Consider the following 25,019-nt stretch of genomic DNA (forward strand, 5'->3'; position numbering starts at 1 on the left):
CTAAAAAGTGTTAAAGTGTTGAGCGGCATTCATGATGAATGCCGCTTTGTTTTTGGAGGGCAAATGGAAAAACAAGATCTGATCGATATAGCAAACACATCAATGCCGTTTGGCAAATATAAAGGTCGTGTTTTGATTGACCTTCCAGAAGAATACCTCTTATGGTTCTATAAAAAAGGGGAATTTCCACAAGGGCGATTAGGGCAATTGATGGAAATGGCATTAGGCTTAAAAATAGAGGGGCTAGATGGCCTTGTAAAGCCTTTAAAGCGTTCTTAGGCTTGTAATTGATTAACGGCTATCATCGTCTGTGAGAGCCGTACATAAATAAATTGAGTGATTATTTGCTACCAATCCATAGGTCGTGTTGCCACGGTCTGATGTGTTGGAAAAAGAGGTAAAATGTCTAAGGCAATTTCTTCAATAACGTCTTTAGCAGGACGCTGAGAAAATTGAATGCCAAGGGCGGCATGATTAACACCCGCTGACTGCCATTGTTCTAATAATTCGATCAGCCCATGACGTCCTGTTCGTAGCACGTAACCCCCATTTAATGCTGTTCTTGGATAATTAGGGTCATCAACTAAATCAATCCATTCATTAGTGATATGCGGGCGAAAATGATTGTCTGGTATTAAATTACGCCATGTCCGAATTTTCTCAGCGAGTCGTATCGGGCCTTGTTTATCGCTAGTGGAACCGGGGTAGGTTAACCATCCATCTGAATGATCTGCAATCCATTGCAACGACTGTCCTGAATTACCCGTCACAATTAAAGGGATTTCTCCTGTACTAGGCTTAGGAAGCAACTCTACCCCCGTAAATTGTCCAAGTGATGAATTAACGGTTAATTCCCCGTGTTGCATCAATTGTCGGAAAAGCTGTATAGACTCTGCAAAACGTTCTGCTCGTTGATTGTGTTGCAAACCATAAGCAGGAAACTCGATATATCTATCACCAGAAGCGACACCTAGCACAAGGCGGCCTCCTGATAGTTGGTCAATGGTCACTGCCATTTTGGCAAGGTCGATAGGATGACGTAAGGTAAAAATGGCACTGCCTGTGGCTAAAGCAATATTTTTTGTTTGGGCTGCAATAAAAGCAAGATAGGTAAAGGGATCGAAAAGTTGCCCTGCGTCGCCGAAATCAGCCGTGAATAAGGGAATATCGCGTACCCAGATGGCCGCGAAGTTATGCTTGTCAATTTCTTGAATCAATACACTTTGTCCAGTCAGCACACGAATATCATTGCGGTAAAAACGTAGAGGTAAAAATACCCCGACTGTTAATGAATCGGCTTTGAACATCCTTTGATAGCCTGGATGATTGGAAAAGGCCATATTGTTTATTTCGTTAATATTATTCATTTTATCCTTTTAGGCTCCAGTGGCGGGGGCTGGCAAAGTGATGCCTTTGACGACGGCAGGGCGTTTAGCAATACGCTCGTACCATGCACAAAGGTGCTCAAAACGGCTGAAGTCAAAATTAACAATACGTGCAATATGCAACCAACCAAAATTAGCAATATCTGCAATGGAATACTGTTCTCCAGCGAGATAGCGGTGATGTTGTAGTTGGTTATTTAAAACGGATAAAGCATTGTCACTTAGATGTTGATAACGTTGGATGGCTTCAGGGATCTGTAACTCACTAAAAATTTCAAAATGAACTCTTTGCCCTAGCATTGGCCCAACACTTGCGGAGTGAAACTGTAGCCACTTTATGGTTTCCCAGCGAATTCTTAGGTCTCTATCGAGAAGTTTTCCGGTTTTTTCAGCTAGATAGAGCAAAATTGCAGCTGATTCAAATAAAGTTATCCCTGTTTCCGTATCCGTTATCACAGGGATCCGTCCATGTGGGTTTAAATTTAAAAAATCAGCCTGTTTATGCTCCCCCTTATCAATATTAACGGTATGCAAACGGTAGGGGAGTGCTAATTCTTCTAATAGAATGGTGATTTTAAAACCATTTGGTGAGCTGTCAGTATAGAGTTCGATCATTTTATTTCTCGATGAGTTAAACTAAACATATGATGTAAGACTTTTTAGTATTTCGTTTAAAACCAGTAAAATAAAACGATTTAATCTAACTCTGAGTTTAGAGAAACTAAATTATGAATCCCGTATTACCGCTATTAGCATTACGCGCTTTTACCGAGGTGGCTCGGTACAACAGCATAAAACAGGCAGCGCAAGTTCTCGGCGTGACTTCAGGTGCAGTTAGCCAACAAATTCGCTTGCTAGAAACGCGTGTAGGGCGCCCATTATTTATTCGGCAGCGCTATCACATGGTACTAACCGAGGAGGCTGCTCGCATCTATCCTACGCTTTTACAGGCATTCGAACAGATCGAAAGTAGTATGCGGCAATTGGAAGAGACGAAAGTCAAAAATAGTTTAACCATTAGCACCGTTCCTTCTTTCGCCGCCTCATGGTTAATCCCTCGATTAGGCGATTTTAGAACTCGTTATCCAGAAATTGAATTACGTATCGAAGCTTCTGCAAATCTCGTTAATCTAAGAAAAGATCCTGTTGATATTGCGATCCGTCATGGATTGGGAAAATATCCGGGATTGCATACAGAGCATCTAATGACGCCAACGTTACTGCCAGTTGCTAGCCCACATTTTTTCACTCATGGTAAAATTACAAAAATGCCCGTCACCCCAGAGGCGTGTTTAAATTACCCATTATTACAAGACAGTGATCGTGCAGACTGGTCATTATGGTTAACCGCTCATGGCGTTAAAATTGATGAAAGAGCAAAAAAGGGCAGCACCTTTGATGATGATTATTTACTGATTCGAGCGGCTATTGCAGGGCAAGGGATTGCGTTGGTGCCTCAAGCCTATGCTCAACAGGAAATGACTGAGGGAAGATTAATTCAAGTGCTTGATAAGCCTTGGCCAGCTCAATTCGCGTATTATTTAGTGATGTTGGAAGCCTCACGGCAACGACCTGAAGTAGATGCATTTGTTTGCTGGATACAGCAGCAGGCTGCAATGAATATAGAATAATAACGAGGTCAATTTCTAATATTTAGGGGGAGACTGAAAAAGAGAGTGGTGGAGCTAAGCGGGATCGAACCGCTGACCTCTTGCATGCCATGCAAGCGCTCTCCCAGCTGAGCTATAGCCCCAACAAAATGATTTTGATACCACCTAACAGGGAATTAGATGGTGGAGCTAAGCGGGATCGAACCGCTGACCTCTTGCATGCCATGCAAGCGCTCTCCCAGCTGAGCTATAGCCCCAAACAAAATCCTTTGGACGGAGGGCATAATATTCAAGCAATGCTAGGGTGTCAATCAAATAATGTGAAATTGAGTTTAACTGCTGAATTATAGAGCATTTAATCATCAAGAACGGGGTTTAGTGAGGTATTGGCCGGTGATTAATCGTTGCGAATGATTTATTAACAAAGCTAAACATGGCAAAAAGCCCTATTTTAAATAGGGCTTTGGGGGAGGCGTTATTGTGCAGACGCTTCGCGTTCGCTGATGAAAGCTAATGCTTTATCAATACGAGTGATTGAACGCGCTTGACCTATCGCATGTACAGTCACATCTAACGCGGGTGATTGGCCGGCACCTGTCACTGCAACACGTAATGGCATACCGACTTTACCCATACCGACTTCAAGCTCTGCGGCTGTTTGCTCAATGGCTTGATGAACATTTTCAGCTGTCCAATGAGTGATTGCCGCTAATTTTTGTTTGACGGTTTCTAATGGTTGACGAGCAACAGGGCGCAAGTGTTTTTTCGCGGCATCGGCATCAAACTCAGCAAAGTCTTCATAGAAGTAATGGCAAGATTCTGCGATTTCCTTCAACGTCTTACAACGTTCGCCTAACAATTTCACTAGCTCAGCTAATTGTGGGCCGTTTTCAGTATTGATATTTTGTTGTTCAATATGCCATGCAAGATGAACCGCGACTTCTTCAGCAGGTAACTGATTAATATAGTGGTGGTTTAACCAAAGTAATTTATCGGTGTTGAATGCACTGGCTGATTTGCTAATGGCATCTAGGCTGAAGTATTCAATCATCTCTTCACGAGAAAAGATTTCTTGGTCGCCATGTGACCAGCCCAAACGAACTAAATAGTTGAGTAGCGCTTCTGGTAAATAACCTTCATCACGATACTGCATTACACTGACTGCGCCATGACGTTTAGACAGCTTTTTCCCATCATCACCTAAAATCATTGAAACGTGCGCGTATTCTGGAACCGGCGCGCCCAGCGCTTTGAGGATATTAATTTGACGAGGGGTGTTATTAATATGGTCTTCACCACGGATAACGTGAGTAATTTCCATATCCCAGTCATCAATCACCACACAGAAGTTATAAGTTGGTGAACCATCTGTACGGCGGATGATGAGATCATCGAGCTCTTGGTTACTGAACTCAATAGGACCGCGGATGTTATCATCAAAAATAACTGAGCCTTCTTGTGGATTACGGAAACGAACGACATGAGGCTCGTCTGGTGTGTGATTATGGGCGTGATCTCGGCAGCAGCCATCATAGCGCGGTTTTTCACCAGAAGCCATTTGTTGGTCACGTAATGCTTCTAAACGCTCTTTAGAGCAGTAACAACGATAAGCGGTGCCCGCGTCAAGCATTTGATCAATGACCTCGTTGTAGCGATCAAAGCGCTTCGTTTGATAATAAGGGCCTTCATCCCAATTCAAATTTAACCAGTTCATACCATCCATAATGGCATCGATAGCTTCCTGGGTTGAACGTTCTAAATCGGTATCTTCAATACGCAGAACAAATTCGCCCTGATTGTGACGGCTGAATAACCAGGAATAAAGCGCAGTACGCGCTCCACCAACATGTAAATAGCCTGTTGGGCTAGGTGCAAAACGGGTTTTAATTTTACTCATCGAGATTGCCTTAATTGCGATACGTGGTTTCTAACATGTTGGGCTTCTCTAGACTAAGAAGATCGATGAAGCACAAACTTATCTTCTACTTTAGGTTCATTTGATGAAAACGGGGTCAGCAGCACACGTTATTCATCACGAGAAACTCGACAACAAGTCTAAAATGTTGCTCTATTCTATCACTCTAAAGTGATACCTCAATCAAGTTATCGATAGTTGAGGCAAATAAAATCAGTCGTAAAAGAAAAATAAAGGAGATTTTTCAAGCATAAAAATATTTTTGTTCTAGTATTGTATTTGTTGGGTGATATGGATTAACCATTTATTGGTTAAATAAGGTTCTTTTCTGGCGAATATTGGTACATCTTGCTTATTTTTACAACGAACAGAAAAAATCTATTCAAAAACCGTTGACTCAGAACGAGGGATCCCTATAATGCACCTCCATCGACGGCAGGGCGATTAGCTCAGTTGGTAGAGCATCTCCCTTACAAGGAGGAGGTCACTGGTTCGAACCCGGTATCGCCCACCACTGTCGACGATAAAAGAAGTAAATGAAGTAAATAAATGGGCGATTAGCTCAGTTGGTAGAGCATCTCCCTTACAAGGAGGAGGTCACTGGTTCGAGCCCGGTATCGCCCACCATTTATTTACAAATATGTGAAGCTTGTCATGAAGTGGGCGATTAGCTCAGTTGGTAGAGCATCTCCCTTACAAGGAGGAGGTCACTGGTTCGAGCCCGGTATCGCCCACCACTTCATTAGTTACTCGCATTATTCATAATACTGATTACAAAAGTTTATAGATGGGTCGTTAGCTCAGTCGGTAGAGCAGTTGACTTTTAATCAATTGGTCGCAGGTTCGAATCCTGCACGACCCACCATCTTAAAATTCAAAATCAGTCATACCAGATGGGTCGTTAGCTCAGTCGGTAGAGCAGTTGACTTTTAATCAATTGGTCGCAGGTTCGAATCCTGCACGACCCACCATCTTATTTATTCCTCTAAATCATCCAACAAACGTTGAAATTCCTTATTGCACATAGCGTGCAGGTGAGAAACTGCATTCAAGTTCAAGTTCAAGTTCAAGTTCAAGTTCAAGTTCAAGTTCAAGTTCAAGTTCAAGTTCAAGTTCAAGTTCAAGTTCAAGTTCAAGTTCAAGTTCAAGTTCAAGTTCAAGTTCAAGTTCAAGTTCAAGTTCAAGTGCAAGTGCAAGTGCAAGTGCAAGTGCAAGTGCAAGTGCAAGTGCAAGTGCAAGTGCAAGTGCAAGTCGGAGCGCAGCAGGGCAGCGTTGCTTTTGTCACAACGACTCGCAGGGGGAGGCCAAAGGCCGAATCATCCTGTACGACCCACCATCTTATCGACTCCTCTAGATCACCCAGCAAAGGTTTAAATTATCTATTGTACTAAACGGGTAGCTGAGAAGTTGTATTCAAGCTCGAGCCAAGCGAAGCGAGACAGCGTTGCGCTAGTGCTTCCCAATGGACATTAACTTTATTACACGCCTAGCCGCTTTTTATTCATAGGAATCGACCTAAGTCTAGCGGAACATCATCGCGAATATGCAAAACAAATAATAGTTCGTTGCATAGCATCCAGCTCCAAACTGTAAAACAGAAACTCCGCAACGCCTTTCAAAGCTCATTTATGGTGAAGTTAGAAATGATGTATTGCCATGAATGGGCGCAAAAGAAATACAGCAATCCTAAAACATAACTTAGAAGCGTATTTAGTTTTGATTGATGATTATCTTTCGATTAATAAATGTACGGAATAGCCTTAAGGATATACTTAATATCGCTTTAGTTTAACTCTTTAGCATTATTCTATATGTATCCAGATTTTGTTTTATTAAGTGTCTGGACGAGAGATTGATCGTGTTACTTGGGAAATTCGGTGGCGAATTCATTAAATATCGCGTATGTCATCGGCGAGTACGCTTATCTGAGTATATGCAGTATGAAGTATTTTTCGCGGAACAAATAGGAAGTCTATTTGCTTATCACTCAAATTAAAGATGCTCTATTTTTAAGCAACAGAATCGGGCTTGTTAAGTGTAAATTTTTCTTAATCATATTATTTCATTTATCCTCTTGAATAGAGAATATTCTATTAACGGTCATGTATAGTTGATTTTCTTATTGTCACGCCGCGTTATTTCATTGTGGGTCTAGCAGCAAAGCTGGCTGTGTCAGCTCTTTAATATGTTAAAGCTTAAAAAATGATTCATCTTGATAATGTTAGTCTTAATAGGAGTAATGAATCTTCTATAAGATAGGCTTATTAATACTAAATTTAACAATCAATAAATAAAATATCATTTCGAGCAGTTGTGGTGTGTTTTGTGCAAAAAAAGAGTATCACATAAAGATGTTTTTATTATTGTTCGTTTTACCTGATAGGGTGTTTTTACACGTAAAAATAGTAAATATCTTCCCTAATAAGTGCTTATATTTCATTTGCCTAGCGAAAAAGAGGAAAATCAAAAATAGTGGGCAATATTCTATAAAAGTTGATGATATAAAAAACTGCCAATGAAAATTTTATAGATATAATTCTCGCAAGTTTAATTTACAACAGGAATATAATTACAAATAATCGTATATAGAGGGATTTATCAGTATAAAAATCTGTGTATTTGTGGAAATTTAATTTTTTGTTTTTTGTGATATGCTTCATGTATAGCAAACCAAAATGATACTTAGGGTTAATGTTTTGTTATGTTGAGTACATTGGCTATAGTCTATTTTTTATGCTGCTTTAAAAATCGAGTATTTTTTGCCGATTGTAACAAAAGGACTATTGTTATAAGTTATTGATATTTAAGTTATCAAAATGATAATATGGGAAAGATTTCCATTTTTTACTTAGTTTTACAGTTTTAGTGTATTTATCGTATTATGTATATTCATAAAATGAATATTACTTTGAAAAATCATTAATACTGTTACAGTGTTAAATTATTCTGTTTATTTCTTTTATTTTTAGATTTTTTATCGGTTAAATGAGCTTAATTTAGATAATAACTCTGTAGCTACCTGTTGGGTTGAGTTCGAACAGAACAACAATTATTAATTGTTAAGTTAATTAACTCATTGAAAATTAAGAGTAATATGCGAGCTGTGGATTTTTTGTGATTATGAAAATATTTAGTTACATAGTTGCAATGTCTTTTTTGGATTAGTTGAAACTAATTATATGGCTAGTATATCATCCCTCTCAAGATATATGCTGAATCGTCGTTAACACACCCTAATGGCTATATCATAAATAAAGATAACAATAGAAAAACACAGAGAATCACCTGCTGATTTTTTATTTCATTAATAATATAAGTTGAAGCGAGAATGTTTATGAATACAAAATATCCTGTCGCTTGTGCAGTTGGACAAAAAATTAAATCGTTAAGAAAATCTCAGGGCTATACCGTTTTCCAGTTAGCTAAAGAGATTGATATCAGCGAACAACAGCTATTCCGTTATGAGCGTGGAGTAAATCGTATAGATATTGATTGCCTAGTAAGAGTACTAAAAGTATTAGATGTGAATATGGGCGAGTTTTTCAGTGAAGTTCTACAAGATGATTCTCATGCTAATGAGGACAAAGAATCTAAAGGGTTTGACGACTCTATTTATTCTCTCATTTAAAGAACAGTTAATTATGTTTCAAAATGAAACTTAATTAAGTGAACAACGCTTAATTGTTTCAATTAAGAACATTATTATACTAATAGCAATTGAGAATTCTCTCTATTGAGAATACTGATAAATTCTTGTATCTATCTTTATTTATCTGCTATCAAATAAAAGCCCTATTATGGGCTTTTATTTTTTTATCAATAGAATTTCAGGAGATTGTCTAAGTGAAAAACGGAGAGATGGATAAGTGGATAAAAGAAGGCGACAGATTCAACATCAGTTAATTTTATTATTCACCAAATTAACTGATGTTATGAATTTTTTGACTAATTCTCTTCTTGGGAAATAGGCTCTAATACAGCAGTAACAATCCGAGAACCAATCATCTCACTAATTCTTATCTGTAAGCTGGCAAGGCTAATCACCGTGCCTTGTGTCGGCTCACTTGTGGTAATGCTATAAATAAACTGGTCGAGAGTTTGGTTATTTTCATTATCAATCAAAATGCCGTAAGACTCATAGATTTCATCTAATCTTGTTGTTCCTTTTAGACTAAGTCCGGAGGTCGGCAGTTCAATAGGGCTGAGATCCGGAGAAACTTGTTCCGAAAACAGACGTTCTAAAAAAGGACGATTTTCTGGTTTTAGCACAACAAACAAATGGTCGTCAGCAAATAACTTTGTTGAGCCTCGTGGTGGAAGCACTCCTTTACCACGGGTTATCATCGCAATGACCGTTTGGTCAGGCAGTGCGAGCTGAGATAAACGTCTTCCCACGGCAGAACAGTCCTCACCTAACGTGTATTCCACTAGGTCAGCATCGATTTGGTCTACCGCTGTAATATCTAGCGTCGCGGCTGGTAGCAGCGGAGGGGGTTGCATCAAATTCAGTTTTCGTGCGACATATGGCAAGGTGGAACCTTGTAAGGTTGCAGAAATCAGTACAACGAAGAAAACCACATCAAAAATGAGATTCGCGCCTGGCAACCCATAAATAAAGGGGAAAATCGCCAAAATAATAGGGACAGAACCTCTGAGTCCAACCCACGAAACTAGCGTGATCTCTTCACGGGTAAAGCCAAAAAATCTCAAAACAGGCACAACGGCAATAGGGCGAGCAATAAAGGTGAGTACCAGTGCAATAACGAGCCCTTCAAACCACACCTCGAGCAACGAGCTTGGATTGACTAATAGGCCTAACATAACGAACATAATGATTTGGCTTAACCAAGCTAATCCATCATGAAACAAAAAAGTGTTACGCTGGAAAACAAATCGTGCGTTACCAATAACCACACCAGTGACAAAAATAGATAAAAAACCACTACCTTGTAGATTACTCGCAAGACCAAATGACAACAGGCCACAGGCAGCGACAAGCACAGGATAGAGACCCGTTGCTAACAACTTTATCTTATTAATGATTTTGATGGATATCCAACCAACGCTGAGACCAACAATCGTACCAATTCCCATTTGGCTGACGAACAGTAACAACAACTCTGTTCCTGAGGCGGTTTGGTTCATCAACAGCTGCAATAAACCAACAGTTAAGAAAATTGCCATTGGATCGTTGGTGGCACTTTCTATTTCTAACGTAGACTGCAAACGCTCATTGAGATAGATACCGGCATTACGTAATAAAGAAAAAACGGCAGCCGCGTCTGTAGAACCGACGATGGCTCCGAGTAAAAGCCCTTCAAGTAATGGGATCCCAAGAATATAGGCCGCAGCGAGTCCAGTAATCCCAGCGGTGATCAGAACACCGAATGTTGCTAGGGTAAATGCTGGTTTCCAAACAAGGCGAATAGATTTTACCGACGTTTGCAAACCACCATCAAATAAGATCAGGGCTAATGCGAGTGAACCTACGGCATAAGAAACGTTAACATTATTAAACGCGATTTGGCCGATACCATCTTCACCTGCTAGCATTCCTATAAATAAGAACATAACAAGCATGGGTAAACCTAATCGAGCTGAGAGCTTACTGGAAAAAATGCCCAGTAAAATGAGGATTGAAGTGAGTAATATCAGTTGTTCTATAGTCGGCATAATCAGATTTAAGTTAGGGGTTGATAACACGCTGATGATGCAGTAGTGTTGCGTATAACGTAATCAGCAATATGATAAAAAATTAAAATTGATATGGCATTGATACTGTTTTTGTTGAAAGTAGCTGAAAAACATTTCAATCTGCCTATCGTTATGATTATACAATAAATAATATAAATGAATTGACAAATAACTGCATTATATTAAATGAAATTTACATTTGTTGCCTATTTTTATAGCCTTTTAATGGCAACTAACACTAAAAATCAGCCTTTTATTTATGCTTTTTGGTAAGACTGAGCGATAAAGTGTCTAAAATTTGGTTTTTTGTATGTTTTTAATACTAATCAATAGGCTATATGTGTTAAACACAGTGATGAGGTAAAAAAAGCCTGAAAAACATGCGGGAATAGTGAATAAAAAAGCGATTTACAGATGAAAGTGAGGTATGGCCGATATAAATGTATATCGGCCGAAGAGAATTAGTGATAGCGAGCCTTTTTAGCAAGGTAATCACCGATCATTTGCATTCCTTGCACAATAATAACCAATGTGACTACGGTGATTGCCATCGCCACGTTGTCAAAACGTTGGTAACCATAATTGAGCGCGAGATCGCCTACACCACCACCGCCAACGGCGCCTGCCATTGCGGTTGCGCCAACTAAAGTAATACTTGCTGCGGTTAGGCTAAGGATTAATGAGGACTTCGCTTCCGGTAAAATAAAATGCCAAACAATTTGCCAATTAGTGGCACCCATTGAATCCGCGGCTTCAATGATCCCAGAATGAACGCTTAACAGCGAGTTTTCGATTAAACGTGCAGTATAAGGGGCGATATAAATAACAAGCGGTACGATCGCCGCGGTGGTGCCAATTGAAGTTCCAACCATAAAGCGTGTTAATGGGATCATCGCCACCAGTAAGATGATAAAAGGTAATGAACGAATGGTATTGATCATTGGATTAAGAATGCGATAAATCCATTTATTTTCCCAAATCCCATCTGGGCGGGTCACGACAAGCAAAATGCCCAGTAAAATACCCAATAATGAGCCTATCACCAGCGCAATAGAAACCATGGTGAATGTTTCAGACATAGCAAGTAAAAACTGCTTACTTGTTAATGCGGTATCAAACCATTGTGTCATAGAACCCCCTTGCTAACAGCAACACCACGCTGGCGTAAAAACTCAACACCTTGATGAATATTTTCGTTGTCACCAATCAGTTGTACAAACATACTGCCAAGCACGACGCCACTGATTTCCTTCATATTGGCAAATAAAATATTAATTTTAATTTTATCTTGTAAGATCAGTTCATTCACAACAGGTTGTTGAGCTGAACTTCCTAAGAACTCCAAGCGATAAATATTATTTTGATGCTCTAAATTGTGGAGAACACGTTCAGGTATCTCTTCATTGAGGACGGTGCGAACAAATTTTTGGGTGGTTGGATGTTGTGGATTCGAAAATATCTCTAACACAGTACCTTCTTCGACGATACGTCCCGCCTCCATCACCGCAACGCGATGACAAACTTGTTCAATCACCTCCATTTCGTGCGTCACCAGTAAAATCGTGATTTTTTGCTCACGATTAATCTTTTTGAGTAAGGATAAAATTGAAAGTGTTGTTTGTGGGTCTAGCGCCGACGTAGCTTCATCACACAAGAGAATTTTAGGATTATTAATTAATGCACGAGCTATACCCACCCGTTGCTTTTGTCCTCCTGAAAGCTGTCCCGGATATTGGTGTTTTTTATCACTGAGCTCAACATAAGCTAAAATATCATCAACTCGCCGCTCAATGTCTTTTTTACTAACGCCAGAGAGTAACAGTGGCATCGCAATATTTTGAGCAACAGTTTTGGTTTCTAGTAAATTAAAGTGTTGAAAAATCATCCCAATACTTTTTTTATGATCGCGAATTTCAGATGCACTATGATGAGCAATGTTTTGCCCATTAATGACCACTTCACCAGATGTTGGTTTTTCTAGCTGATTCACTAAACGAATCAATGAGCTTTTGCCCGCACCGCTGTAACCAATAAAGCCAAAAATATCACCTTCATTGATTTGCAAATTAACGTCTTGTAGAGCCGTGAGGGAGTGTCCTTCCTTCTGGTATATCTTTTGAATATTTTGAAACCTAATCATATGTCACCCCACATGATTCGTTTGCTTGACGCGTTGCTGATAAGGCAACGCAGGCTGCCATTCATCACCAAGTAATTCGGCTTCAGTACTCTGTTTTACTTGTTGTAAGTGCTGCTCGTGGTAAGCGAGATACAATTTAGCGGCGATATGTTCCGCCAACTTTTGGGCGCTAGTATTGGTATTGGGGATCAAGCCAATCATGGGGCCCATACTTAAGGAGGCGGCTAAATTAAAGCAGTAGATATTGCTGAGTTCTGGTAAGTCACATTCCGCTTTCGGCAGGAATTCAAAATGCCCGCCTAAATAAGGGTAGGCGCTAAACTCGGCATTCTGTTCTTCGTTTGGTGGGGTATACATATCTGCCCATGTTCTAATAAAAGGAGCAATGTTGCTAAACGCGTTGTGTCGCTGCCAGTTAATGCGGTAACCAGTCGCTAAGATCAAATAATCAACGACGTAATTACCGGTTGTCGTCGAGATATGTAATTTATTGTCTTTGACATCAATCTGTTTAATTTGAGTATCGAAATTAAAGTAAGCATTGTCATGACGAGAAACTCTTAGCGTACTGCCGTGTGGAGCCGGTGTTTTCGCTTTAACGACATAATCACTGTAATGCCATTTTTGTGCATCGGTTAGGTGCTCATAAGCTTGGGTGAAGCCAGGGTTGCCAGCGACTTTACCGCGATTGACTCTGGGCATATCTTTAGCGCGGATCAGTAATTCGACCGAACGCGCACCATGCTCAAGGGCGGTTGCTGAACTATCCATTGCCCCCGCGCTATAACCAACAACGGCGATATCTAATCCATCAAAGCGACTATAGTCGCTACCTGCATAAGAGTGTTCCCAGTAACGATGAGGAATGCCATCCATAAAATCAGGAATATTGGGTTCACTAAAGGATTCCATCCCCGTTGCTAGGATCACATGTTGTGCCTGATATTGCTGTTGCCCATGATGAGTTTGGAAAGTCAGTATGCAACCTTGCGAATTGAGTTGAGTATCGATTAATTGATACTCATTTAACACCGTGGGTGCGGTCATTTTTTTAAACCATTGTAAGTATTCATCCCATTGTAAGCGTGGAATTTTATCGAGAGCTTCCCATGCATCAGTACCAAACTGAGCTTTAAACCATGCTTGAAACGTTAACGAGGGGGAAGCGAGCGCTGGACCAACAACATGTTTTGGTGAGCGTAATGTTTCCATCAAAGCAGGCTGTTTCCAAGGACCTTCGTTGCCTTCTGGCGCTTGATCAAAAACAATTGCTTCAACACCTTGTAATTTAAGAGCAAATGCGGCAGTAATCCCGGACATTCCTGCACCGATAATCGCGACATCTAGTTGATGATTATCCGTAGAGTTTGGGGATAATGACCAGCGGTTAAGGGGTAAATTAAGATATTGTAGGTCTTGAATAATGTGTTCTTCCAAAGCCTTTAAGCCATTTAACTGTTTCATAAACTTATTCCTTGTCTTGCGTGACTTCAAAAGGCTCGCCTAAAGACAGCATCAGACGGTTCGCCCAAGAGAAAAAGGCGGTTGATTGAATAAGATCGAGAAGCTCCAACTCAGTCAGTCCGAGCTGACGAAGGGTATTAACGTGCTGAGGAGTCGCCTGTATTGGTGTTGCCGAGAGTGAGGCCGCTAAGTCAGTTATTGCTGTTAAGCGTGCATCATAGCCATTAGCTAAAACGTCTCCCGCTGGTGTTGCGAGTAACCTTGCTACATCGGTTTGGCGATCCTTAGCATATTGGCTTGCTTTACGCGCATGCACCGAAGCACAATAGATACAACCGTTAACTTTACTCACAACAGCCGCAGCAAATTCGCGTTCCCAGCGAGGTAAGCCATTAGCGGTATAAAAAATATCACGATCAATCATCGTACGTATTTCTAAGATGTTGCTGTGGTGAGCAAGCAGTAAAAAATATTCGGAATTGAGTTGGCCAAATTTTTTCATCACTTGTGCTTCATCAGCAGTAAGGCTGTGTTTATCACGAGCCTGCAACCAAGCCTCCCAGCCTAGTTGTTCTTGCGTGAAAGCGACTGGCGACGGTCTGCCTTGATGAGTGAGAGGATGGTTGTTCCAAGGGCCAGCCGTAATAGGTTCAGCTTGGTTACTGGTTGCACTTGCATCATGCAGCAATTTCAACCCTTCAATTAAGCGAGCTTGGTAAGTCACAAAGGTGACTAGCTGAGCTAGCAAAATAATATCTTGCTCATTCCATCCGCTTTCTATTAGCGAATGAATAAGCTGATAGTGCGTTTGTTTTGGATGACTAACCAAGGTTTCTACATACTTTGTAGCAGCTTTAAGTGCTGGAGTATCGAGAGCAGGTGAACGTTGTGCTAATAGCTGATGATAAAAATCAGCTAACGCTGGACTGCCTGTTTGCTCGGCAACAAAACGAGCCAATAAAAATTTAACGTCACCGGTTAATTGTGTCGAGGGAGCAGAAAAAATCGCTTCAAAAGCAGCTTGAGTATTTTCTGTCGTGTTTAAACGTTTCTTTCTAGCTTCAGCTAGCGTAGATTCTGGTGTTAGGTTTATTAGCGCATTAACTAAATCGTAATTTAAAATAGGCATCTTATAACTCACTTTTTTTTAACGTTTTTATCCTCTCCATTACATCTCAAGCAGATGGTTATTCGAACGAACAAATTATTATATTTTTATAACTATAAGTTATAAAAGAGGTTATATATATTCTTTTTGTATTAAGTTATAACGAGATGATCTAAATAGGATGTAAAAAATATGATTATACTGACCACATTATTGACACAGGGTCGTAACATCATGTTGAAACAAAAAATAAAACTTTTATCACTAATGGGTATTGTGGTTATCGCGTTAGCGGCATGTAATGATAATAATGAAAAGGGTAACCCCAATAAGAAAGAAATAACGATTGGCTTTGGTGTTGGTAATTATATCGACCAAGTCGAAAAAGGTGTTGTGCCTATTTTGGAGAAGAAAGGCTATAAAGTGAATTTACGTCAATTCTCTCAAAATAGACAAATTAACCCTGCTTTTGAAGAAGGCTCAATTGATGCGTCAGTGAACCAAAGTCGTGCATATATGGAAGCCTATAATAAGAAAAATAATATTAATATGGTGGCATTGACTGATTCGCCTAGTGCACCACAAAGTTTGCGTTCGAATAAACATAAATCTCTTGATGAAGTCAAAGACGGTATGATCGTCGCTTTATCAAATGACCCCGTGAATGCTGAACGTGGGGCTCGTATTTTAGAAGAATTAGGTTGGATTAAAATTAAACCTAATGTCAGTACATTGACATTTAGCGTTAATGATATCGAACCGGCTAAATATCGTTTAGATATTCGAGAAACAGATGCAGCACAAGGGTTACGCTTATTAGATGACGTTGATTTCGTTGTTGTTAATGGTAACTATGTTGCAAGTGCTGGACAACGAATTGCAGATGGATTAGTCGTCGAAAACTCACCATTAGAACACCGAGTGATTGTGACCGTGATGCAAGATGATGTGAATTCACAGTGGGCGAAAGACTTAAAAGAAGCATTCGAATCAAAAGAATACGCAGATTATATTCGCTCCCAACGTATTTATGATGGCTTTATTGAGCCTCAAGCATGGGCCTCTTATCCAAAACCCTAGTCTTTTTATGATGTTTAACATTGTTATTTATTACCACCTAATATCCTATTAGGTGGTTTTATTTTATCTCGATGACCCTGTTAGCCACTAAAATTTAATATGAAAATTTTTCTTATTATCGATATGGACAAAAGGGTGTTTTTGGTTAATTAATAACATAAGCAAACTGAAAATAAAAAAATGTAATAGCGATATCATCAGGGGAACCGTTATGACGAATGAACTTATCACAGCACTCAATCTATTAAAGTCAAAAACATGGATTGATTTAACACACGCTTTCGATAAAGATTCTCCCCATTTTTTTATGTTTGAATCAGCAAACTTTAAGACACTATTTGATTATCAAGATGGCTTTTTTGCACAACAATTTACCTTTCCTGGGCAATATGGCACACATATTGATGCTCCATGTCATTTTGTACAAGGAAAACGTTACTTGCATGAACTTGAGCTAAAGGAGTTAGTGTTACCCTTGATTGTTATCGACCAGTCAGCAAGAGCAAAACAAGATCCTAATTTTGCCTTTTCACGAGAAGATGCCCTTAATTTTGAAGCGGAACATGGAAAAATAGAGCCTGAAACGTTTGTTGCGTTACGCACTGATTGGAGCCATCGCTGGCCATCACAGCAAGCAATGGAGAATAAAAACGCGGAAGGCCATAATCAAATCCCAGGATGGGGAATGGATGCATTGAAGTTTTTATTTGAAGAAAGAGGCGTAAAAGCGATCGGCCATGAAACTTTTGATACCGATGCAGCGAAAGATTTCCGTCACAATAATGCGCTATTAGGTGAATATTATGTCTTAGAACAAGACACCTATCAGATTGAATTAATGACTAACTTAGATAAATTGCCAACGCGTGGCGCGGTTATTTTCAATTTGGTTGCTAAACCTAACAATGCAAGTGGTTTCCCTGTTCGCTCTTTTGCTATTTTGCCATAAATCATTTTCTCTCTATCAGCCTGTATCTGTTCTTAAACAGGCTGATAACCCCTCTTAATATTCACAAAAGTCATTATCTATCTTGCACTTCAGCGCATATCGTCCCTTAGGTCGATAGTCAAGCAAAGTTATTTCTATCTATATTAATACTCGAATTAACTTTATTTTAACAAATGCTGGTGGGGGTTGGATGAATTCAAGAACCGTAATCATTACCGGTGGGGGAACTGGAATTGGTGCCGCATGCGCGCAGGTGTTTGCAGAGCAAGGTGATAACGTATTGATTGTTGGACGACGTCCAGAACCGTTACAAGCCGTTGCTGCTCGTACCGGAGCGATTGCCATCGTCGCCGATGTGTCGACTGGAGACTCATGGAATGAAACCATCTTACCGCAAATCAAACAGCATACAGATGCTATCGATGTTTTGATTTGTAATGCGGGCGGAATGGGGCTAGGCCGAGTGGAAGATATGAATGACCAACAATGGCACCAAGGAATGAAAGCGAATCTCGACAGTGCTTTTGCCAGTGTTCGTGGCTGCTTACCATCGTTGATACAGCGTCGCGGTAATGTCCTTTTTGTTGGTTCGCTTGCCTCTTTAGCCGCAGGACCAGAGGCCTGTGGGTATGTGACAGCAAAGCATGCGTTAATTGGGCTAATGCGCTCTGTCGCACGTGATTATGGTCGTCAAGGCGTTAGAGCAAATGCAATTTGTCCGGGCTGGGTAAGAACACCAATGGCAGACGAAGAGATGCAACCTTTGATGGAACAACATCAATTCACGTTGGATGAAGCCTACCAGTATGTATGCCGAGATGTTCCCTTACAGCGTCCTGCTAGCGCACATGAAGTTGCATTAGCGTGTCGATTCTTGTGCTCTGCGGATGCTTCTATGATTACCGGTGCAGCACTCGTTATCGACGGTGGTGCGGCTGTTGTTGACCTACCTACACTGGCTTTTACCTAAGGAGTTATTATGATTGAAGAAGTGGCCTTTATCCAAGTTGGCGCATTATCTGATGGATTTGCACCTGATAGCTATATATTAGATACCAATAATCAACTAACAGGTAAAACATTCCAATTAACGTTTGCCGAGACAGCAGCTCAGGAAACAATCTCTTTTCCAACCGAGCAACAAATAGAATGGCAAGGTGTGGTACGTGATTGTCGTATCACCTCAATTCGTGAAGGCATTTATTTTATTAATTTTATTTCACCAGAAGATTGGCGTACAAGTATTACGATCATTATTAATGAAGCAGAGGATAATTGCGTATTAGTGCGGGGCACGCTTCCCACTGAACAAGATATCCGTATGTCAGCTTTTACAAAAGTCGAACAAAATCAACCCTTGACAGACGTTGATGTCGATATTCATTTTGGTAGTCTGAGTAATACTCAACATCCACTACCTGCTTATACTTCAGAGTTGATTGGTATGCGTAATATGTATACCTATAACCCTAAAGAGCGTTATGAACATGTTTATTTAAATGAACAATTTTATGCGTGGCATTGTTTAGATGGCGTAGAAAAAGGATTGGCGGATGTTGATCGCTGCCATTATATAAAGGTATCCGACAATTTATATTTATTCATTTGGCGCGAAAAGATTATCCCAACGCTCGGTATTATTCTCATTGATTTACAAGGTATGAGAACGGATGGCGGAATTATGGGGTATCAAGATCAGGAATTTAGTTCAGTTAGCCTATTCCCCGTTGGGGCACATGCTACTATTTTAAATAAAACTCACTACCCTAAATAAGTATTCTATAGGCCACTCGCCGTAAACAGCGAGTGGCTTTTTTTTAAAGGACTAACACTATCCATGCGGCCGCTAAAAGCATACACAGCAGCGCAACGATGCCCCCCGACTTGGCAAATTCTGAAAATGAGATTTTGACGCCGTAAGCGGCAGCTTGCTCAACGACAATAATGCCGGCAAGACTTCCAAATACAAATAAATTACTTGAGAACCCAGAGCCTAATACTAAGGCTGCACCTAATGAATCGGCATTGCCACTTGTGGATAGGAAAGGGACAAGTAACATCACGGCGGGGTTATTCCCGACAATAGTACTTAATACTCCCGTGACCAAAAATAGAACAATAGGGTTGTTTAATTCAACGCCATTACTGCGCAAGTCATTTAACATTTGTTGTGGTAAGCCAGTCGATGCAAAGGCGGCATTGACAACAAATAGCCCCATAATCAGTAATAGTAAATTACCATCAACGAGTTTCAACATATCACTTGAGGCTATCGAACGGTTTAAAAGTAAAAAGCCCGCAGCCGTTAAGGCAATAAGTTCTCTTGGTATATCACTGATAACGAAAGCGATGATCACAATGAATGTGATAATACCGGCTTTGGTGGTTTCCCATACATCAAGTTTTGTCGCGGGGTCAGTTGGTGCAGTAGGGGCCGAGGGCGTTGTCGCCGTTTTAGCGAGATACCAACGATTACGATAGAGAAAAACTAAAATAGCCCATGTAATAGGTAATGATAGCAAAGCTGGGATCGCCGAAGCTTGTAATAAACCAATAAAGGAAATATCTAACCCTTGTGCCGCAATCATGTTTTGAGGGCTGCCAATTAATGAACCTGAAGCACCATTGTTAGCGGCAAAACAAAATCCTAACAGAAAGGGAATTGGGTTTAATCCACGAGATAAGGTAATTGAGACTAACAAAGGTGTCATGGCGACAACAACGACATCATTTGTGAGTAAGGCGGAGAGTAGTCCGCCAACGGCAATTAATACAGCAAGTAGTACTGGAGCACTGACGTTTAGCATCGCAACGCGGTTCGCCGTCCAGCTATAGAATCCGGATACGACAAAAGATGCGGAAACGACCATCAAGCCAAATAACATCCCAATAGTACGATAATCGATAGCATTCCATGCATGTGGTGGCGTAATACTCCCTACAGCCATCATGGCCAAAGCACCAATAACCGCAGCTCCTGTTCTATCGACTTTAAAACCGGGCAATTTACCAAACCCCATCGCAACATAGACTAGCAGAAAAATAATGATCGTGAGGCTCATAACCTATTCACTCTTATTAGTAAAATTACGGCTAATTTAGCGGTGAAGAATCAATGAAGCAAGTAGAATAACCTTTAAATAATAATAAGTTGCAACATGTCATTTAATGATGATTTTAATGAGATGAAATAGGGTCGAGATGTTGAGAAATTGAATTTCCTCACTTCAAAAAAGAAAAGCGCATCAAACGAGAGCGATATGCGACGAGATGAAAGTTTATTACAAAAATATTGAATAACAGTAACAATAGACCAAATGGTGAATTTTACTGAGTTAAAAAGTAGGCAACCTAAAAATATTTTGTGATGCCAATCACTATTTAACAAAAAACATCGTCGTAAAAAATGTGATGAAAATCACGTTAAATTGGTTTGATGAACAAAAAATACGCAATGTAGTTTTGCTACATGCCGTTATTGAGAGTTTGATCACTAAAAACATAGGGGGAGTGAGGGGGGAATAGTGATATCAATCACAAAAAGCCCGCGTGGTACGCATCCGATAGCGGTCATGCTAGAGTGAAACTGTTCAAAAATCACAAACGTTATTTGGCGATAACGTTATAACCGTATCATTTTCGTACCACGGGGTTCTATTATGGTAACATCAAATGTCAAATTAAAGGTACAGAATTTTGGGCGCTTCCTGAGTAACATGGTTATGCCTAATATTGGTGCCTTTATCGCGTGGGGGTTGATTACCGCGCTCTTCATTCCAACGGGCTGGTGGCCAAATGACACGTTGGCGCAACTTGTCGGCCCGATGATTACGTATCTTCTTCCCTTACTCATTGGTTATACTGGCGGTCGCTTAGTGGGTGGCGAACGTGGCGGCATTGTTGGGGCGATCACCACTATGGGGGTTATCGTAGGGGCGGATATGCCAATGTTTATGGGAGCGATGATAGCCGGTCCATTAGGAGGATTTGCAATCCGTCGTTTTGACCGCTGGATTGAAGGCAAAGTCAAAACAGGTTTTGAGATGTTGGTGAATAATTTTTCATCAGGCATTATCGGGATGCTGCTCGCCATTCTTGCATACCTTGCGATTGGTCCTTTAGTGGAAGGTTTATCCAAAATACTTTCCGCTGGGGTCAATGTGATGGTGGCCCATAATCTATTACCGTTGACCTCAATATTTGTCGAACCAGCCAAAATCTTATTTCTCAACAACGCGATTAACCATGGTATTTTTTCTCCTTTAGGGATACAGCAAGCCACAGAAACAGGGGCATCCATCTTCTTTTTAATTGAAGCAAACCCAGGTCCAGGTTTAGGCGTACTGCTGGCTTATATGTTTTTTGGTAAAGGCAATGCGAAACAATCAGCGCCCGGTGCCGCGATTATCCATTTTTTTGGCGGAATACATGAAATCTATTTCCCCTATGTGTTGATGAATCCGAGATTAATTATTGCTGTTATTCTTGGTGGAATGACGGGCGTATTTGTGATGAGCATCTTTCATGCGGGGCTTGTTTCACCAGCATCTCCAGGCTCTATTTTTGCCGTATTGCTGATGACGCCGAAATCATCATTAATCGGTGTGATTTTATCGGTCACGAGTGCCACATTAGTTTCATTTTTAGTGTCGGCTATTTTATTAAAACGAACGCGTTTAGGGGATGAAGATGAGCTTGGTAACGCAACGCAAAAAATGCGTGAAATGAAAGCGCAATCGAAATCTTCAAGTGGAAAAAGTGACAAGGCTGTAGCAAACCAGACAGCAAATTTGAGTCAGGTTCGCAAAATTATCGTTGCCTGTGATGCAGGAATGGGGTCCAGTGCGATGGGCGCCGGAGTCTTAGCGAAGAAAGTGCGTGATGCTGGGCTAAATGAAATTGCAGTGACCAATATGGCAATTAATGATCTCCCTGCCGATGTAGATATTGTTGTGACACATAGAGATTTAACTGCACGAGCAAAAAACTATGCGCCTCATGCACTTCATATCTCACTGACAAATTTTTTAGATAGCCAAACGTATAATGACCTCATCACGCGTCTTATTGCTGAAAAAAGCCCACACGCCGCGAATGACAGTCGCTTGATTAAACAAACGCTAATCGCGGCAAATGATGAACATTATGATCCAGAAGAGCAAGAAGAAGCATTGTTTACTCTCAGTTCACAGCATATTCATCTTAATTTAAGCGCACCGAATAAAGAACAAGCCATTCGCTTTGCGGGAGAAAAGCTCGTTGAAGGGGGATATGTTGAACCTGAATATGTGGAGGCGATGCTAGAAAGAGAAAAGTTAACATCAACCTATCTAGGCGAGTCTATCGCGGTACCACACGGCACAATTGAAGCGAAGGCACGCGTATTAAAAACAGGCATTGTTATTTGCCAGTACCCTACTGGTGTTCGATTCGGTGATGAACCAGAAGATATTGCCCATTTAGTGATAGGAATTGCTGCCCGTAATAATGAACATATCCAAGTCATTACAAAAATTACCTCTGCACTTGATGAAGACGGAATGATTGAAAAACTCTGTAAAACTCAGAGTGTTCAGGAAGTTCTCGATATTTTATCAACACAAAGTGCCGCTTAAGGAGATTGCTATGAAAGTCATTCATTTTGGTGCAGGTAATATTGGACGTGGATTTATCGGCAAACTATTAGCAGATGCAAATTCAGAAATGATTTTTGCAGATGTTAATCAACAGCTTATTGACCAATTAGCACATCAGCAGTCCTATCAAGTCCATGTGGTTGGTGAAGAACATATCGTTGAAAAAGTTCAGCGAGTGAATGCGGTTAACAGTATGGATCCAAAAACAGTGGAGCATATCGCCATTGCAGATATGGTGACGACTGCTGTCGGGCCTCAAATATTAGAAAAAATTGCAGCAACATTGGCAAAAGGTATACAGAAAAGAAGGGAAATCGGCAACAGTAAACCCTTGAATATTATTGCCTGTGAAAACATGGTAAGAGGAACAAGCCAGCTGAAACAGCATGTGTTAGCTCATCTTTGCGATTCAATGCATCAATGGGTAGAGGAAAATGTTGGTTTTGTAGATTCTGCTGTCGACCGCATTGTACCTCCTATGGGGGCGGCAAACGATGACCCGCTCGATGTAACGGTAGAGACATTTAGTGAATGGATCGTTGATCAAACACAGTTTGTTGGCGACATTCCTGAAATCAAGGGAATGGAGCTGACAGAAAATTTGCTGGCATTCGTTGAGCGTAAGCTATTTACTCTAAATACTGGGCATGCAATTACAGCGTATTTGGGGCAACTCAAGGGATATCAGACGGTCTACGATGCGATCAATGATCCGCAGATTGCAGAGATTGTGAAAGGAGCCATGCAGGAGAGTGGGCAAGTCTTAATTCAACGCTATCGCTTCGATCCTATCAAGCACCAACAATACATAGATAAAATTTTAAAGCGTTTCGCTAATCCTTACCTCCATGACAATGTTGAGCGAGTCGGGCGCCAGCCTATGCGTAAACTCAGTCCTGAAGATAGGCTAATTAAACCGTTACTTGGCACCCTTGAATACCAATTAGCGAATCACTATTTAGTCATTGGTATTGCTGCTGCTTTGCATTTTAGGAGTGAAGCTGATCCTCAAGCAGTTGAAATGGCTAAATATATTAGCGAAAATGGAGTCGATGAAGCTGTTAAGCGATTCTGTGGGTTAGTCGATCACCCACAGTTGGTTCAAGCTATTTGTTATGAATACCAGCACATGAATAAATAAATGGATAGCTTTATTCTTTTTATAGCCTCAAAATTATAAAGGTAGTCAACTTATCACTTGGTAGTTGTTGAATTTTCAGCTACCAAGTGGTGTAAAGAGTCATTATGGAAAATAGACAGTATACAGAAAATCAAGTCCTTGAAAGGCTGAATAAACATTCAGATATCAGGCCATTTATTCAGGAAGTGATTGTTCTGATCACCGAAGCCATTGATCAACTGATGCTAAAGGTTTTTCGCAAAGATGATTATGCGGTTAAATATGCTGTTGAGCCACTCCTTGAAGGCAACGGTCCATTAGGGAAACTCTCTGTACGCTTAAAATTATTATTTGCCTTAGGGGCTATTTCTCGCGAATTATATGAAGATATTGAACTTTTTCTTGCATTAAATGAAGTTCTCTCAACAGAACAATTGCCATTGGCTTTTACTGATGATGAGATTATTGGACCAATAAAAACACTGCATTGCATTGACCCCTTACCTGAAATGATGCTGTTTAATTTACCTGAAGATTTAATTGACCAACAATTAATTGACTTACAAAAATATCGCTATCAAGAGATGGTTAAATCAGCATTAGTGCTTTCAGTGACCTCTTTAATTTCTCAGATATTAGATACTGAGGTTTTTTAATTCAATAACACCTTTTCAGTGATTCTTATTACAACCATCATAATAGATGAATCTATTATGTTTTCTATTCTGTACAAACTCGCCATAAAGATAATATTCTCTTTCTGTTTAAAGCCAGAGTTAGCTTATCTATAAGTTAAAAAATCATACTATTCGTTATAAGAATTAATACTTTAATATGACTTTTATATAGAGAAATGTCTTAGGCTACCTTAGATAAGAATCATTTTTTATTGATCATCAATACTCGGGAAATGTAATG

At 40.2% G+C, this 25,019-nt stretch carries 20 protein-coding genes and 7 tRNA genes; 16 read left to right on the top strand and 11 right to left on the bottom strand.

The genetic code is table 11. The annotated features are described in order from the left end of the window. Nucleotides 1-63: 63 nt before the first annotated feature. Nucleotides 64-279, top strand: coding sequence for a DUF3820 family protein (locus G3341_RS07495; protein WP_163861035.1), 216 nt, complete (start codon nucleotides 64-66; stop codon nucleotides 277-279). 68 nt (nucleotides 280-347) lie between these two features. Here G3341_RS07495 and G3341_RS07500 read toward each other — a convergent pair whose 3' ends face one another. After that, the gene (locus tag G3341_RS07500) at nucleotides 348-1,367 is read right to left on the bottom strand and encodes an LLM class oxidoreductase (protein ID WP_231131775.1); all 1,020 of its coding nucleotides are present in this window, start codon (nucleotides 1,365-1,367) and stop codon (nucleotides 348-350) included. A gap of 9 nt (nucleotides 1,368-1,376) precedes the next feature. Continuing rightward, nucleotides 1,377-2,000 carry a glutathione S-transferase family protein gene (locus G3341_RS07505; RefSeq protein WP_154625126.1) on the bottom strand — a complete coding sequence of 208 codons (624 nt, stop codon included), beginning with the start codon at nucleotides 1,998-2,000 and terminating at the stop codon, nucleotides 1,377-1,379. 113 nt (nucleotides 2,001-2,113) lie between these two features. On the opposite strand from G3341_RS07505, the gene gcvA reads away from it, so the two are divergent. Next, complete coding sequence (gene gcvA / locus G3341_RS07510) at nucleotides 2,114-3,016, top strand: transcriptional regulator GcvA (protein ID WP_163861036.1); 903 nt, start codon at nucleotides 2,114-2,116, stop codon at nucleotides 3,014-3,016. Nucleotides 3,017-3,062: 46 nt separating this feature from the next. On the opposite strand, the gene G3341_RS07515 is transcribed toward gcvA, so the two are convergent. From G3341_RS07515 to gltX, 3 genes are all read right to left on the bottom strand, one after another. After that, nucleotides 3,063-3,138: transfer RNA gene (locus G3341_RS07515), tRNA-Ala, on the bottom strand. A gap of 38 nt (nucleotides 3,139-3,176) precedes the next feature. Then, nucleotides 3,177-3,252, bottom strand: a tRNA-Ala gene (locus G3341_RS07520). A 218-nt stretch (nucleotides 3,253-3,470) separates the two neighbouring features. Then, entirely contained in the window at nucleotides 3,471-4,892 is a 1,422-nt protein-coding gene (gene gltX / locus G3341_RS07525) for a glutamate--tRNA ligase (RefSeq protein ID WP_154625124.1), read from the bottom strand. Between the two features lie 456 nt (nucleotides 4,893-5,348). Between gltX and G3341_RS07530 the strand changes: the two genes are divergently transcribed. The 7 genes from G3341_RS07530 (at nucleotide 5,349) to G3341_RS07560 (ending at nucleotide 8,538) form a co-directional block, all read left to right on the top strand. Continuing rightward, nucleotides 5,349-5,424, top strand: a tRNA-Val gene (locus tag G3341_RS07530). Between the two features lie 37 nt (nucleotides 5,425-5,461). Next, a tRNA-Val gene (locus tag G3341_RS07535) sits at nucleotides 5,462-5,537 on the top strand. A 34-nt stretch (nucleotides 5,538-5,571) separates the two neighbouring features. Then, a tRNA-Val gene (locus G3341_RS07540) sits at nucleotides 5,572-5,647 on the top strand. Between the two features lie 52 nt (nucleotides 5,648-5,699). After that, nucleotides 5,700-5,775: transfer RNA gene (locus G3341_RS07545), tRNA-Lys, on the top strand. A 30-nt stretch (nucleotides 5,776-5,805) separates the two neighbouring features. Then, nucleotides 5,806-5,881 (top strand) — tRNA-Lys (locus G3341_RS07550). A gap of 63 nt (nucleotides 5,882-5,944) precedes the next feature. Next, nucleotides 5,945-6,301: a hypothetical protein gene (locus G3341_RS20520; protein WP_208852761.1), complete on the top strand. Its 357-nt coding sequence runs from the start codon at nucleotides 5,945-5,947 to the stop codon at nucleotides 6,299-6,301. Between the two features lie 1,943 nt (nucleotides 6,302-8,244). Then, nucleotides 8,245-8,538 carry a helix-turn-helix domain-containing protein gene (locus G3341_RS07560; protein WP_154635756.1) on the top strand — a complete coding sequence of 98 codons (294 nt, stop codon included), beginning with the start codon at nucleotides 8,245-8,247 and terminating at the stop codon, nucleotides 8,536-8,538. A 317-nt stretch (nucleotides 8,539-8,855) separates the two neighbouring features. Here G3341_RS07560 and G3341_RS07565 read toward each other — a convergent pair whose 3' ends face one another. The 5 genes from G3341_RS07565 to G3341_RS07585 form a co-directional block, all read right to left on the bottom strand. Further along, nucleotides 8,856-10,583: a potassium/proton antiporter gene (locus G3341_RS07565; RefSeq protein WP_154623655.1), complete on the bottom strand. Its 1,728-nt coding sequence runs from the start codon at nucleotides 10,581-10,583 to the stop codon at nucleotides 8,856-8,858. A gap of 482 nt (nucleotides 10,584-11,065) precedes the next feature. Next, nucleotides 11,066-11,734, bottom strand: a complete 669-nt coding sequence (locus G3341_RS07570; RefSeq protein ID WP_154622346.1) for a methionine ABC transporter permease — start codon at nucleotides 11,732-11,734, stop codon at nucleotides 11,066-11,068. Then, the gene (locus tag G3341_RS07575) at nucleotides 11,731-12,744 is read right to left on the bottom strand and encodes a methionine ABC transporter ATP-binding protein (protein ID WP_163861037.1); all 1,014 of its coding nucleotides are present in this window, start codon (nucleotides 12,742-12,744) and stop codon (nucleotides 11,731-11,733) included. The genes G3341_RS07570 and G3341_RS07575 overlap by 4 nt, the downstream gene beginning before the upstream one ends. 3 nt (nucleotides 12,745-12,747) lie before the next feature. Next, nucleotides 12,748-14,208 (bottom strand): NAD(P)-binding domain-containing protein, encoded by a 1,461-nt coding sequence (locus G3341_RS07580; protein ID WP_163861038.1) that lies wholly within the window; start codon nucleotides 14,206-14,208, stop codon nucleotides 12,748-12,750. Nucleotides 14,209-14,212: 4 nt separating this feature from the next. After that, complete coding sequence (locus G3341_RS07585) at nucleotides 14,213-15,337, bottom strand: alkylhydroperoxidase domain protein (protein WP_163861039.1); 1,125 nt, start codon at nucleotides 15,335-15,337, stop codon at nucleotides 14,213-14,215. Nucleotides 15,338-15,508: 171 nt separating this feature from the next. Between G3341_RS07585 and G3341_RS07590 the strand changes: the two genes are divergently transcribed. The 4 genes from G3341_RS07590 (at nucleotide 15,509) to G3341_RS07605 (ending at nucleotide 19,119) form a co-directional block, all read left to right on the top strand. Next, nucleotides 15,509-16,396 carry a MetQ/NlpA family ABC transporter substrate-binding protein gene (locus G3341_RS07590; RefSeq protein WP_163861040.1) on the top strand — a complete coding sequence of 296 codons (888 nt, stop codon included), beginning with the start codon at nucleotides 15,509-15,511 and terminating at the stop codon, nucleotides 16,394-16,396. 211 nt (nucleotides 16,397-16,607) lie between these two features. Next, on the top strand, nucleotides 16,608-17,345 hold the full coding sequence (locus G3341_RS07595) for a cyclase family protein (protein ID WP_154621781.1): 738 nt from the start codon (nucleotides 16,608-16,610) through the stop codon (nucleotides 17,343-17,345). Between the two features lie 190 nt (nucleotides 17,346-17,535). Further along, nucleotides 17,536-18,315, top strand: a complete 780-nt coding sequence (locus G3341_RS07600) for an SDR family NAD(P)-dependent oxidoreductase (RefSeq protein ID WP_154621780.1) — start codon at nucleotides 17,536-17,538, stop codon at nucleotides 18,313-18,315. Between the two features lie 9 nt (nucleotides 18,316-18,324). Beyond that, on the top strand, nucleotides 18,325-19,119 hold the full coding sequence (locus tag G3341_RS07605; RefSeq protein ID WP_163861041.1) for a MoaF C-terminal domain-containing protein: 795 nt from the start codon (nucleotides 18,325-18,327) through the stop codon (nucleotides 19,117-19,119). Nucleotides 19,120-19,162: 43 nt separating this feature from the next. On the opposite strand, the gene G3341_RS07610 is transcribed toward G3341_RS07605, so the two are convergent. Continuing rightward, nucleotides 19,163-20,407, bottom strand: coding sequence for an SLC13 family permease (locus G3341_RS07610; RefSeq protein WP_163861042.1), 1,245 nt, complete (start codon nucleotides 20,405-20,407; stop codon nucleotides 19,163-19,165). 597 nt (nucleotides 20,408-21,004) lie between these two features. Between G3341_RS07610 and G3341_RS07615 the strand changes: the two genes are divergently transcribed. The 3 genes from G3341_RS07615 to G3341_RS07625 all read left to right on the top strand — a co-directional run bounded on the left by G3341_RS07615 (nucleotide 21,005) and on the right by G3341_RS07625 (nucleotide 24,757). Then, nucleotides 21,005-22,960, top strand: coding sequence for a PTS mannitol transporter subunit IICBA (locus G3341_RS07615; RefSeq protein WP_154621777.1), 1,956 nt, complete (start codon nucleotides 21,005-21,007; stop codon nucleotides 22,958-22,960). Between the two features lie 10 nt (nucleotides 22,961-22,970). Further along, on the top strand, nucleotides 22,971-24,122 hold the full coding sequence (locus G3341_RS07620) for a mannitol-1-phosphate 5-dehydrogenase (protein ID WP_163861043.1): 1,152 nt from the start codon (nucleotides 22,971-22,973) through the stop codon (nucleotides 24,120-24,122). A 104-nt stretch (nucleotides 24,123-24,226) separates the two neighbouring features. Further along, entirely contained in the window at nucleotides 24,227-24,757 is a 531-nt protein-coding gene (locus tag G3341_RS07625; RefSeq protein ID WP_154621775.1) for an MltR family transcriptional regulator, read from the top strand. The last annotated feature ends 262 nt before the right edge of the window (nucleotides 24,758-25,019 follow it).

Source organism: Providencia vermicola (assembly GCF_010748935.1).
GTDB lineage: Bacteria > Pseudomonadota > Gammaproteobacteria > Enterobacterales > Enterobacteriaceae > Providencia > Providencia zhejiangensis.

What these genes read in the sequence shown, in the direction of transcription:
- G3341_RS07620 (WP_163861043.1), top strand. Translation starts at nt 22,971, where the DNA reads ATGAAAGTCATTCATTTTGGTGCAGGTAATATTGGACGTGGATTTATC.
- gcvA (WP_163861036.1), top strand. Translation starts at nt 2,114, where the DNA reads ATGAATCCCGTATTACCGCTATTAGCATTACGCGCTTTTACCGAGGTG.
- G3341_RS07505 (WP_154625126.1), bottom strand. Translation starts at nt 2,000, where the DNA reads ATGATCGAACTCTATACTGACAGCTCACCAAATGGTTTTAAAATCACC.
- G3341_RS07580 (WP_163861038.1), bottom strand. Translation starts at nt 14,208, where the DNA reads ATGAAACAGTTAAATGGCTTAAAGGCTTTGGAAGAACACATTATTCAA.
- G3341_RS07590 (WP_163861040.1), top strand. Translation starts at nt 15,509, where the DNA reads ATGATTATACTGACCACATTATTGACACAGGGTCGTAACATCATGTTG.
- G3341_RS07625 (WP_154621775.1), top strand. Translation starts at nt 24,227, where the DNA reads ATGGAAAATAGACAGTATACAGAAAATCAAGTCCTTGAAAGGCTGAAT.
- G3341_RS07595 (WP_154621781.1), top strand. Translation starts at nt 16,608, where the DNA reads ATGACGAATGAACTTATCACAGCACTCAATCTATTAAAGTCAAAAACA.
- G3341_RS07610 (WP_163861042.1), bottom strand. Translation starts at nt 20,407, where the DNA reads ATGAGCCTCACGATCATTATTTTTCTGCTAGTCTATGTTGCGATGGGG.
- G3341_RS07560 (WP_154635756.1), top strand. Translation starts at nt 8,245, where the DNA reads ATGAATACAAAATATCCTGTCGCTTGTGCAGTTGGACAAAAAATTAAA.
- gltX (WP_154625124.1), bottom strand. Translation starts at nt 4,892, where the DNA reads ATGAGTAAAATTAAAACCCGTTTTGCACCTAGCCCAACAGGCTATTTA.
- G3341_RS07600 (WP_154621780.1), top strand. Translation starts at nt 17,536, where the DNA reads ATGAATTCAAGAACCGTAATCATTACCGGTGGGGGAACTGGAATTGGT.
- G3341_RS07615 (WP_154621777.1), top strand. Translation starts at nt 21,005, where the DNA reads ATGGTAACATCAAATGTCAAATTAAAGGTACAGAATTTTGGGCGCTTC.
- G3341_RS07575 (WP_163861037.1), bottom strand. Translation starts at nt 12,744, where the DNA reads ATGATTAGGTTTCAAAATATTCAAAAGATATACCAGAAGGAAGGACAC.
- G3341_RS07495 (WP_163861035.1), top strand. Translation starts at nt 64, where the DNA reads ATGGAAAAACAAGATCTGATCGATATAGCAAACACATCAATGCCGTTT.
- G3341_RS07570 (WP_154622346.1), bottom strand. Translation starts at nt 11,734, where the DNA reads ATGACACAATGGTTTGATACCGCATTAACAAGTAAGCAGTTTTTACTT.
- G3341_RS07500 (WP_231131775.1), bottom strand. Translation starts at nt 1,367, where the DNA reads ATGAATAATATTAACGAAATAAACAATATGGCCTTTTCCAATCATCCA.
- G3341_RS07605 (WP_163861041.1), top strand. Translation starts at nt 18,325, where the DNA reads ATGATTGAAGAAGTGGCCTTTATCCAAGTTGGCGCATTATCTGATGGA.
- G3341_RS07565 (WP_154623655.1), bottom strand. Translation starts at nt 10,583, where the DNA reads ATGCCGACTATAGAACAACTGATATTACTCACTTCAATCCTCATTTTA.
- G3341_RS07585 (WP_163861039.1), bottom strand. Translation starts at nt 15,337, where the DNA reads ATGCCTATTTTAAATTACGATTTAGTTAATGCGCTAATAAACCTAACA.